This window comes from Stenotrophomonas sp. YJH_SMC_8, from assembly GCF_059371315.1.
The window spans coordinates 1-10,973 of sequence record NZ_JCAFUL010000031.1; the positions used below are offsets into that span (position 1 = coordinate 1).

9 protein-coding genes, 1 tRNA gene and 1 pseudogene are annotated in these 10,973 nt (G+C 67.8%); 6 read left to right on the forward strand and 5 right to left on the reverse strand.

Annotation, left to right across the window (positions count from 1 at the left end; all coding sequences use genetic code 11):
* Positions 1-122: pseudogene (locus AC5P88_RS20450) on the forward strand (IS110 family transposase); the annotation flags it as partial.
* Between the two features lie 506 nt (positions 123-628).
* On the opposite strand, the gene AC5P88_RS20455 reads toward AC5P88_RS20450, so the two are convergent.
* Positions 629-721: transfer RNA gene (locus tag AC5P88_RS20455), tRNA-Ser, on the reverse strand.
* A 144-nt stretch (positions 722-865) separates the two neighbouring features.
* Between AC5P88_RS20455 and dnaX the strand changes: the two genes are divergently transcribed.
* The 4 genes from dnaX to AC5P88_RS20475 all read left to right on the forward strand — a co-directional run bounded on the left by dnaX (position 866) and on the right by AC5P88_RS20475 (position 4,347).
* Positions 866-2,911 carry a DNA polymerase III subunit gamma/tau gene (gene dnaX, locus AC5P88_RS20460; RefSeq protein WP_495225888.1) on the forward strand — a complete coding sequence of 682 codons (2,046 nt, stop codon included), beginning with the start codon at positions 866-868 and terminating at the stop codon, positions 2,909-2,911.
* Between the two features lie 6 nt (positions 2,912-2,917).
* Positions 2,918-3,238, forward strand: a complete 321-nt coding sequence (locus tag AC5P88_RS20465; RefSeq protein WP_004154630.1) for a YbaB/EbfC family nucleoid-associated protein — start codon at positions 2,918-2,920, stop codon at positions 3,236-3,238.
* Positions 3,239-3,320: 82 nt separating this feature from the next.
* The gene (gene recR / locus AC5P88_RS20470; RefSeq protein ID WP_495225889.1) at positions 3,321-3,920 is read left to right on the forward strand and encodes a recombination mediator RecR; all 600 of its coding nucleotides are present in this window, start codon (positions 3,321-3,323) and stop codon (positions 3,918-3,920) included.
* 67 nt (positions 3,921-3,987) lie between these two features.
* Positions 3,988-4,347: a histidine triad nucleotide-binding protein gene (locus AC5P88_RS20475; protein ID WP_049430202.1), complete on the forward strand. Its 360-nt coding sequence runs from the start codon at positions 3,988-3,990 to the stop codon at positions 4,345-4,347.
* Between the two features lie 112 nt (positions 4,348-4,459).
* On the opposite strand, the gene AC5P88_RS20480 is transcribed toward AC5P88_RS20475, so the two are convergent.
* The 4 genes from AC5P88_RS20480 to AC5P88_RS20495 are packed head-to-tail and all read right to left on the reverse strand — an operon-like array spanning position 4,460 to position 8,826.
* Complete coding sequence (locus AC5P88_RS20480) at positions 4,460-4,987, reverse strand: Slp family lipoprotein (protein ID WP_008265847.1); 528 nt, start codon at positions 4,985-4,987, stop codon at positions 4,460-4,462.
* On the reverse strand, positions 4,984-6,933 hold the full coding sequence (locus tag AC5P88_RS20485) for a transglutaminase TgpA family protein (protein ID WP_106550296.1): 1,950 nt from the start codon (positions 6,931-6,933) through the stop codon (positions 4,984-4,986). Before AC5P88_RS20485 ends, AC5P88_RS20480 begins: the two co-directional genes overlap by 4 nt.
* Positions 6,926-7,870, reverse strand: coding sequence for a DUF58 domain-containing protein (locus tag AC5P88_RS20490; protein ID WP_495225890.1), 945 nt, complete (start codon positions 7,868-7,870; stop codon positions 6,926-6,928). Before AC5P88_RS20490 ends, AC5P88_RS20485 begins: the two co-directional genes overlap by 8 nt.
* Positions 7,871-7,872: 2 nt before the next feature.
* Entirely contained in the window at positions 7,873-8,826 is a 954-nt protein-coding gene (locus AC5P88_RS20495; RefSeq protein ID WP_111204530.1) for an AAA family ATPase, read from the reverse strand.
* Positions 8,827-8,868: 42 nt separating this feature from the next.
* On the opposite strand from AC5P88_RS20495, the gene AC5P88_RS20500 reads away from it, so the two are divergent.
* The gene (locus AC5P88_RS20500) at positions 8,869-10,710 is read left to right on the forward strand and encodes a glycosyltransferase family 39 protein (RefSeq protein ID WP_495225891.1); all 1,842 of its coding nucleotides are present in this window, start codon (positions 8,869-8,871) and stop codon (positions 10,708-10,710) included.
* Positions 10,711-10,973 lie beyond the last annotated feature (263 nt).

The following is a 10,973-nucleotide window of genomic DNA, read 5'->3' on the forward strand; positions in this document are numbered from 1 at the left end:
ACGCTGGCCTGAAGGCCAAGGGCAAAGCAAGCAAGGTGGCGCTCGTGGCGGTCATGCGCAAAATGCTGGTGATCCTCAACGCCCGTAAGCGAGACGCCGAGGTGGCCCTCGGCTGCCCCTGACAAGACAGTTGCTACTGACGGAATTGGGGAACACGCACCTCTGTTCAGGGGCGCCCCGTAGAGAGGGGATTGTCGGGTGCATCCATGCACCCGATCCCGGCGCATCGGGTGGTCGTGCATCGGTGCATGCCACGTATCTGGAGGAACGAGCCCCTCTGTTGAGGGGCTGCCCCGACAGGGGCGGGGAGAGGCAGGCAAAGGGAGGGGCCCAATCGTTGCGCAGCAACGTTTGGGGCGAAGCGCGCGCAGCGCACTTCGCGTCCCGCGCCAGATAACTGAAAACGGCTGCCCTTTCAGGCAGCCTTTTTCAGTTATCTGGCGGAGAGAGGGGGATTGTCGGGTGCATCCATGCACCCGATCCCGGTGCGCGCTGCGCCCCGGGACCCGCCTTCGGCGGTCCGGTTCTGCTCCTGCAGAACCGTCGAACCCCGGCAGGGCTTCTCTCGCCCGATGCTCTCCGCCAGCCAAATAAAAAAGCCGCCCAGAGGGCGGCTTCTTCATTTATCTGGCGGAGAGAGGGGGATTCGAACCCCCGAAGCGCGGTTTAGACGCTTACACACTTTCCAGGCGTGCTCCTTCAACCACTCGGACACCTCTCCGGATCCCTGCCATCGGCAAACGCCTCAGCAGGGGCGCAGATTCTAGCGGGCTGCGCGGCACTTCACAAGCACCCCGGCCAGGAACCTGCGAAGGGCGTGCCGGAGGCGAGGGGGCTGGACAGGCATGGCACAATGGAACATCCGATGGAAAACGGTGGCCTGATGTCCTATCTCGTCCTTGCCCGCAAGTGGCGTCCGAAGCGTTTTGCCGAGCTGGTGGGCCAGGAACACGTGGTCCGTGCGCTCAGCAACGCGCTCGACAGCGGCCGGGTCCACCACGCGTTCCTGTTCACCGGTACCCGCGGCGTGGGCAAGACCACCATCGCGCGCATTTTCGCCAAGTCGCTGAACTGCGAGCAGGGCACCAGCGCCGACCCGTGTGGCCAGTGCGCGGCCTGCCTGGACATCGACGCCGGACGCTACATCGACCTGCTGGAAATCGACGCCGCGTCCAACACCGGCGTGGACGACGTGCGCGAGGTGATCGAGAACGCGCAGTACATGCCCTCGCGTGGCAAGTACAAGGTCTACCTGATCGACGAAGTGCACATGCTGTCCAAGGCGGCGTTCAACGCGCTGCTGAAGACGCTGGAAGAGCCGCCGGAGCACGTGAAGTTCCTGCTGGCCACCACCGATCCGCAGAAGCTGCCGGTCACCGTGCTCAGCCGCTGCCTGCAGTTCAACCTCAAGCGCCTGGATGAGGACCAGATCCAGGGCCAGATGACCCGCATCCTGGCGGCAGAAGAGATCGAGGCCGACGGCAGCGCCATCTTGCAGCTGGCCAAGGCCGCTGATGGCAGCCTGCGTGACGGCCTGTCGCTGCTGGACCAGGCGATTGCCTATGCCGGCGGCGCACTGCGCGAGGACGTGGTGCGCACGATGCTGGGCACCGTCGACCGCACCCAGGTGGCCGCGATGCTGGATGCACTGGCCGAGGGCGATGGCCCGCGCCTGCTGCAGGTGGTGGCCGCGCTGGCCGAATTCTCGCCGGACTGGAGTGGTGTGCTGGAAGCGCTGGCCGAAGGCCTGCACCGCATCCAGGTGCAGCAGCTGGTACCGGGTGCGGCCGTTGCCGAAGGCCTGGATGCCAGCGCATTCGCCGAGCGCCTGCGCCCGGAAGTGGTGCAGCTCTGGTACCAGATGGCCTTGAATGGCCGCCGCGACCTGCCGCTGGCGCCGAGCCCGCGCGCGGGCTTCGAGATGGCCGTGCTGCGGATGCTGGCATTCCGCCCGGCTGCCGCGGTACCGCCGGTGCCGAAGTCGGTTGAAGGTGCCGCAGGCGGCAGCGTTGCCGGTGGAGGCAGCGGCGCTGGTACCCACGAAGTGACGCCGGCCGCTGCCGCCGCTCAGGCGGGCCCGGCCCCGGCGACGCAGGCGGCCGCGCCGTCCCAGGCTGCGCCGCGCGAACCTGACCCCGAACCCGAGCCGGCCCCGCAACCCGAACCTGACCCGGCGCCGGAGCCCGAGCCGGTTCCGGTGGAAGAGCCCGTGTCGCCGCCGCCGGTAAAGGCCGAAGCAGAGGTGCCGCCACCGGCTGCTGAAGCTGAAACGAGCGACGATCTGCCGCCGTGGGCCACCGATGAAGCCGAGGCCCGTGACGCAGCACTGGCGGCCGAGATGGCCGGCCCGGAGGCGGCCATGGTCGCGCCCTGGCACGAGCCGCCGGCTCGCGTCGTGGCCCCCAGCGAACCTGCGCCGCCCGAGCGCCCGTTCCGCACTGAAGGTATTGTCATCGCGCCGGCCGAGCCGGCCCCGGCGCGTGATACCGCGCCGCAGAACGGTGTCAGCGACCTGGCCACGGCCGAGGACTGGCTGGACCTGGTCGCCAACAGCGGCCTCAGCGGCCCGTCGCGCCAGTTGGCCGCGAACGCTGCCTTCATCAGTTGCCAGCACGGGACCTTGAAACTGGGCCTTTCGCCCGGATTTGAATACCTGCGCTCGGAGCGCGCGCTGGCCGCCCTGGGCGAGATGCTGGAGAAGGCCCTGGGCCAGGCGCCGAAGATCGTGGTCGAGACCGTGGAAACCGAACACGTTCCGGCCGAGACCCTGCACCAGCGCGCCGACCGCCAGCGTGGCGAACGGCAGCAGGAAGCAGAGGCCGTTTTCATGGACGACCCGGAAGTGCAGGTGCTGATCCAACAGCACGGCGCCCGGGTTGTTTCCGATTCCATCCGTTCTTTTGACGAGTAAGACACCATGCGCGGAAACATCGCCCAATTGATGCAGCAGGCCCAGAAGATGCAGGAAAACCTGCAGAAGGCCCAGGAAGAAATCGCCAAGATCGAAGTGACCGGCAGCGCCGGTGGCGGCATGGTCAGCGTGACCCTGACCGGCGCCAAGGAATGCCGCAAGGTGCGCATCGACCCGTCGCTGGCCAGCGACCCGGAGATGCTGGAAGACCTGATCGCCGCTGCCTTCAATGACGCCTCGAACAAGATCGATGCCGAGTCGAAGTCGAAGATGGGCTCGGCCACTGCCGGCATGCAGCTGCCGCCGGGCATGAAGCTGCCGTTCTGATTTTCAGCGTGGCACCCGTGCAAGCGGGTGCCACAGAACCTGTAGCCGTCGAGCCTGCTCGACGCCATGAAAGCATTCCGCCGTGTCCGCACCCCTGCTTGAACAATTGATCGACGCGTTGCGGGTGCTGCCTGGCGTCGGCCAGAAGACTGCGCAGCGCATGGCCTACCACCTGCTCGAACGCGAGCGCGAAGGTGGCCAGCGTCTGGCCGAGACACTGGCATTGGCGGTGGAGCGCATCGGCCACTGCGCGCAGTGCCGCGATTTCAGCGAATCCGAGTTGTGCCCGACCTGCGGCAACGGCAGCCGCGAGCGCAGCCAGCTGTGCGTGGTCGAATCGCCGGCCGATCGCCTGGCCATCGAGAACGCCACCGGTTTCCGCGGCGTCTACTTCGTGCTGCAGGGCCGTCTGTCGCCGCTCGATGGCATCGGCCCGCGCGAACTGGGCCTGGAACAGCTGGAGCAGCGCCTGGCCGGAGGCGAGGTGCAGGAACTGATCATCGCCACCAGTGCCACCGTCGAGGGCGAGGCCACCGCGCACTATCTGGCGCAGCTGGCGCGCGCGCGCAAGGTGCAGCCGAGCCGCCTGGCGCAGGGCCTGCCACTGGGCGGTGAACTCGAATACGTTGATCGTGGCACGCTCTCGCACGCGTTCGGAACGCGCAGCGAATTCCGCGATTGAACGCCGGTCGGGCATCCCCCGGCGCGGCCGGCCTACAATGCGGATGACATTTCCGCCGAGGCCGAACATGAGCACTGAAACCCTCTTCAGCAAGATCATCCGTCGCGAGATCCCGGCCACCATCGTCTACGAGGATGACGAGGTGCTGGGCTTCAAGGACATCGCACCGCAGGCGCCGGTGCATGTGCTGTTCATTCCGAAGAACGAGATCATCCCGACCCTGGATGACCTGCAGCCCTCGCAGGCACACCTGATCGGCAAGCTGGCGCTGGCCGCTGCCGAATACGCGCGCCGCGAGGGATTCGCACAGGACGGCTACCGCATCGTGATGAACTGCCGCGAGGATGCCGGGCAGACCGTGTTCCACATCCACATGCACCTGCTGGCGGGTGCACAGCTGGGGCATTTCGGTACGCCGGGGCGTTGAAGCCCCTATCCACGCAGGAGTACCACGGGTACCCCGCTGTAGATCCACGCCATGCGTGGATGAAAAAGGCCGCCCGAGGGCGGCCTTTTCCGTCACGCGTGCCGGTTGGCGATCACCACCAGCCCCAACGGCCGTAGCCGCCCCAATACGGGCCATACGGGCCCGGGCCCCACGGACCATAGGGGTAGGGCACCACGTCGACCTGGCGCTGCTCCGGCCACAGGTAGATCACATCGGCCGACAGCTTCGGCAGACGGTAGTCGTAGTCCCCGATGCGGGTGTTCTGGTAGCCATCGATCTTGCCGATGAAGGTCACGTCACGGCCTGCCTCAAACACGGCCGGGTCGTAGAAGCCGGCGCGGCAGGCGATGAAGCGGCCGTCGCTGGCGTCGGACGAGGTGGTGTTCGGGCGGCCGCTGGCGTTGAGCGGGCGCGAGATCATCTGGAAGCAGGTCTCGCCCTGGCCGGGCTTGGTTTCGATGATGCGACCGCCCCAACGGACCGGCGTGCCGACCTGCTGGGTGGCGACCGAGTCGCGCGGGGAGACCAGGCTGAACTGTCCCTGCAGCGGCTTGGGGGCCGTGGCGCAGGCCGACAGGGCCAGCGTGGCCACAGCGGTGAGGAGGAACTTGGTGTTCATGGGGAGGCTCCGGAAGTCGGGCGATGCCTGCGCAGGTCCCGCAATAATGAAGCGAGGTCGGTGCAAGTTCCAGCGTAACGCGCGTCGGCGAAACGCTGGCTGAGTGCGAGCAGGGCGGGATCGGAACGTTGGGCATGGACCCGCCGTGCCCAGTCCTGCGCGGTTTCATGGGGTTGCCGGCCCAGCCCGAGGCGGGCATAGCGCCGGCCCAGCCCGCGCCAGGCACGCAGCAGCGGGTCACGTTCGCGCTCACCCCGGGCCAGAAGCCAGGCCATCCACGCCAGGGCCAGCATCGTTGCCACCACGAAGCCAGCGACAAGTTGCGTGGGGCCCAGATCATCCAGCCCGAACGGCTTGAGCAGTTGCTGCTGGCGGCGTGCATCGAAGGAGAGCACCAGGTCGTTCCAGCCGCGGCGCAGCCAGTCGCTCATCTGCCCCAGCTGCTGCCAGCGTTGCTGCAGCGGGCTGTCGGTACCTGCCTGCAGGCGGTCGTCGAGGGTATCGAGGATGCGTTCCGGTGCCACCGCGGCGGTAGGGTCGACCCGTACCCAGCCGCGCTGCGGCAGCCATACCTCGGCCCAGGCGTGGGCGTCCATCCGCCGCACGATCCAGTAGTCGCCAAGGCGGTTGTAGGTGCCACCGGCAAAGCCGGTCACCACCCGCGCCGGAATGCCGGCGTTGCGCATCAGTACCACGAAGGCGGAACTGAAGTGTTCGCAGAAGCCAGCCTTGTAGCCAAACAGGAACTCGTCGACCGGATCGCGTCCCGCCGGTGGCGTCTGCAGCGTGTAGGAGAAATCGGTGGTGATCCATTGCAGCGCGCGGCGGACGATGGCTTCGTCATCACCGCCGGCATCCTGCCGCCATTGCTGCGCCAGTGTGGCCGTGCGCGGGTTGAAGCCGCTGGGCAACTGCAGCGCGGCCCGTCGCAGATAGGGCGACAGCGTGCTGTCGAAGCGTTGAGGTGGCGCCGAATGCAGTCGCCAGCGGCTCAGCGACGCCAGTGGCCGCTCGCTGCTCAGGCTCATGTCCGCATCCAGCGTGCTGCCTGCAGGGGCGAGGCTGGGCAGGTCCAGTGCCACCAGCTGGCGCCGGTCGGTGGGCTCGTAGTCGATCTGGTAGTCCCAGCCCTGCGCGCCGGCCTCGACCGCGGCTGCCGGCCGTCGCTCGCTGGCGCGGTCACGTGTCCAGCGCCGGCCATCGAAGGCGGTCAGTACCGGCCCTCGCCAGTAGCGTTGCATCGGCTCGGGTACCGCACCGAAGAACTGCACGCGCAGCGCCGGGGCATCGTCGGCCATCAGGTCCAGCCACTGGCCGGGTTCCATGCTGTCGGACAACCCCGGTGTACCGACCGCACGCTCGGGAACGCCCCATAGCGGGGTCGCCAACCGCGGGAACAGCCAGAAGCAGGCCAATGCCAGTGGCAGGCCGATCGCCAGCAGGCGGCCAACACCGCGCAGCTGCCCTCGCAGTGGCAGGTGGCCGGCGTGGCCCTCATCCCCGGCCAGGCGCTGCAGGGCGAGCAACGCGCTGATCCCCGCCAATGCGGCCAGTACGGTGGTCAGTGGTCCCTGGTCGAGCAGGAATGCCGCAAACGGGGAAAACAGCGCGAAGCCGAGCAGGCTGCGGGCATCGCGCCGGCTGCGCAGTTCGCTGGATTTGATCGCCAGCATCGCTGCCAGCAGGGCGCAACCGGTATCGCGCCCGGGTCGAACCATCCCCATCTGCCAGACGATGGCACCGAGCATGGCCAGCACCAGCAGCAGGCGCACCGGCATGGGCAGCACCTTCCGCCACGACAGGGCCGCAGTCACGAGCGCCGCGGCCGCGATCACGCCGGCCAGCAGGGGCGGCAGCTGCAGCAGCAACGGCAACAGCGCCAGTGCCGCGCTGGCCAGGGTCCAGTTGCGGGCATTGCGGTCGAGCGCGGGCGTGGTCTCAGTCATGCGGCATCAATGCCAGTGCACGCAGGCACAGGTGGTGGTGGCTGGCGCCCTGGCCGGGCCCGAACGGTTGGTGTGCAGGCAGCAGCAGGGTGTAGCGGCGGCCTTCGCGCTCGGCCATGTCGACCCAGCGTGCCAATCGCGCAATGCGTGTTTCATGGCCCAGCGGGGCCAGCGTGCGCCAGTCGAGGATGACTTCGATGCCGACCGGCTTTTCGTATTCGCGCACCAGCAGGCTGTCGCGGCGTGCCGAGTGCTTCCACGAAATGCTGCGTGGTGCATCGCCCGCGCGATAGGGCCGTAGCTGATGCAGCTCCTCGCCACTGGCATGGGCGCGGGTGTGCAGCGGATCGGTGCCACTTTCCGGCAGTGGTGGGGCCAACGCCTCGGGTTGCGGATAGACCAGCAGCGGTTGTTCCGGCCACACCCACGACCATGCCCGCACCAGGCCCAGTGGCTGGGTGGTGGACAGGCGGATGCGTGGCAGTTCCAGCCAGCCGCGGCGTTCGGTGGTGACCTGCAGCTCCACTTCGCCACGGCCGTGCGCAGGCAGTGACATCCAGGCTTCGCTGTCACCCAGCTGCAGGTGCAGGCCGTGGCGTGCGCGCGGATCGTGCAGTGACAGGTCCACGCGCAGGCGAAGCGGTTGTCCGGCCGGAACCGGTTCGGCGGAGATCGCATCGATCTGCACGCCGGACAGCTGCAGGTGCGCGGCGATGGCGCTGGCGATCGCCGCTGCCGCCAGCAGCAGGGCCAGCAGCAATGCCGGGTTGTTGTTGTAGTTCAGTGCGCCCAGCAGCATTGCCGCCAGCAGCGTGGCGACGAACAGGCCGAAGCGGGTGGGCAGCACGTAGATGCGATGGCGGCCCAGGCGCTGCGGCAGTGCTTCAGGCCTGCGCGGGCGTGCCAGCAGTTGCAGTCGTGCCCAGCGTGTGGCCACCCTCAATCCACCGCAACGGTCTGCAGGATGGCCCGTGCCAGTGCCGGACCCGAGCTGGACTCGGCTTCGGCCACCAGGCGATGACCGGCCACCGCCACGAACAGGGTCTGCACGTCCTCGGGCACCACGTGGCCTCGGCCCAGCAGCAGTGCATGCGCCCTGGCCGCGCGCAGCAGCGCAAGGCCGGCACGCGGTGACAGGCCCACGCGCACGCCGGCGTGCTGGCGGCTGCGGGTCAGCAGGGCCTGCACGTAGTCGACCAGTGCATCGCTGGCATGGACCTGGCCGACGGCTTCACGCAGCGCGCGTACCTGGGTGTCATCCAGCTTCGGTACGGCACGTGCGATCAGGTCACGACGGTCGGTGCCGCGCAGCAGTTCGCGTTCGGCCTGCGCGCTGGGGTAGCCCATCGCCAGTCGCAGCAGGAAACGGTCCAGCTGCGAATCCGGCAGCGGGAAGGTACCGGACAGGTCCACCGGGTTCTGCGTGGCGATCACGAAGAACGGATCGGGCAGGGGGTGGGTCTGCCCATCCAGGGTGACCTGCTGTTCGGCCATCGCCTCCAGCAGCGCGCTCTGCGTGCGCGGCGGCGCGCGGTTGATCTCATCGGCCAGCAGCACGTGGGTGAACACCGGCCCTGGATGGAACTGGAACTGGCGGCTGCCGGCTTCGTATACCGAGACGCCCAGTACATCGGCGGGCAGCAGGTCGGAGGTGAACTGCACGCGTTGGAAGCTGAGGCCCAGGCTGCTGGCCAACGCATGCGCCAGCGTGGTCTTGCCCAGGCCGGGCAGATCCTCGATCAACAGATGACCACCGGAAAGCAGGGCGACAAAGGCCAGCCTGACCTCCGGCACCTTGCCCAGCACCAGTGCGTTTACCTGATCCTGTGCCTCCCGCAGGGCCTGGCGCAGTTGATCGGTTAGCATGCTGGGATTGGGGGACGAGGCTGGCATGATCGTCTCAGGTCTGGAATCCATTCGATTATCCATAGAGCAATGCAAGGCGAACAGCGCGCGCGGACAATATTTCTCTGGTTATGGACGCTGGTCACAGCGGCCAAGCTGGTGGTGGCTGCGCGCCTGCCACTGTTCGTTGACGAGGCGTTCTACTGGCAGGAAGGCCAGCATCTGGCCGCTGCGTATTCGGACCTTCCCGGACTGACCGCTTGGCTGGCGCGCCTGGGGGTGGAGATCGGTGGCCACCATGTGCTCGCGTTGCGCCTGCCGTTCCTGGCCATCGGCGCGCTGCTGCCGTTGCTGGTGGTACGCACGGCCACGCGCTGGTTCGGCAATGTGGCTGGTTGGCAGGCGGGCAGCCTCACGCTGTTGATGCCGTTGTCGGCGACGCTGGGCCTGCTGGCGGTGCCGGATGTGCCCATGGCGCTGGCCGCGGTGATCTGCCTGCACGCCGGTGCGCGGCTGCTGCACAACGTTGATGCATCGTCGGCGATGAAGCTTGCGCTGGGCCTGTCGATCGGTGCGCTCAGTCACTACCGTTTCATCGGTGTCATCGGTGTTGGCTTCATCGCGTTGCTGGCGCTGCCGCAGGGGCGGCGCATGCTGGCCGATCCGCGCGTATGGGTCGCGCTGGCGGTGGGCGTGCTGGCGTGGCTGCCGTTGCTGGCATGGAACGCGGACAACCACGACGCCGGCCTGAAGTTCCAGGTGGTCGAGCGCCATCCCTGGACGTTCGAATGGAACGGGCTGTGGTTCCTGGTGATCCAGCCGATGCTGGTGACCCCGATCCTGTGCATGGCGATGTGGAAGGTGGCGCTGGCCGGTACCCGCAGGGGCGGCGGCACGCGCGTGCAGTGGCGCTACTTCGGCCTGGTCGGGGGCGTATCCACGCTGGGCATCTTCCTGCTGGGCTTCTTCACCGACGTCGAGCGGATCAGTTTCCATTGGCCGCTGCCGGGCTACCTGGCCCTGCTGGTGGCGGTGCCGGTGGTGCTCAACGGCTGGCCACGCTGGCTGCGGCGCGCCGGCTGGTGGCTGGCCGGCGCAGGCATGGTGCTGGCATTCGGCTATTACCTGATGGCCTCCACGCCTGCGTTGCGTGAGCAGCTGGCGGGCAGCAAGCACTACCCGCGCAATTTCGCTGGCTGGCAGCCGTTGGCGATGGCAGTGCGCGAAGAGTTGCAGCAGATGCCCGCGGGCACGCGGGTGCTGGCCGGTAACTTCAAGGTGGGGGCCGAGCTGGGCTTCCAGCTCGGCAACGGCGATATCGAAGTGCTGCCGCACCCGCTCAACGACAAGCATGGGCGCACCGCGCAGCTGGCGCAGTGGGGGCTGCTGCATGAAGGCAAGCGCTCGGCGCCGATGCTGCTGGTGCTTTCACCCAGCGATCAGCGTTACCGCGATCTGCTGGCGCGCTATCACGCCATCTGCGAGCAGGTGGGGCCGTTGCCGGCGCCGCGGGTGGTCAGCAGTGACCATGGCTTCCAGCGGTTCCTGCTGTTCCGCCTGCCGGCGCAGCGCGCGTCCGGGGCGTGCGTGACTCCGGCAATGGCGTGGCTGGATACCCCTTCCAACGGCGAAAAGGTGTCTGGCGTGCTGGCCATCAAGGGATGGGCGTTCAAGGATGGTGTCGGCCTGGCACGGGTTGAAGTGCTGGTCGATGGCCGCTCGATGGGGGATGCGCGCTATGGCCGCGCATTCGACGTGCGCCAGACCTGGTCGGACAGCACCGACCCGCAGCATCCGGCGGTGGGCTTCGATGCTTCACTGGACACGAGCACGCTGTCGCCGGGACGGCATTGGCTGGGCCTGCGCCTGCATGGGCGCGATGGCAGCGTGGAGGAATGGCAGGAGCAGCCGTTCGAGGTTCGCGGGCGCTGAGGCGGCGCGCGTTCCAGGTTGGTCGCGTACTCCGGGTTGGTTGCGCGTGCCAGGTTGGTCGGGTGCTCCACGTTGGTCGGGTGCTCCGGGTTGGTAGAGTCGACTGTTAGTCGACTGCTCTTCCAGCCGTCTGCAAAACCCCGCGCTGCGCGCGATAGTCGACTGACAGTCGACTCTACCCGCCTGGGTCCTACCCGGCCCATGTCCGGCCTGTTTCCGCGCTCGGTGCCGGCAGTCAGTTGCATGCTCCGGGTTGGTAGAGT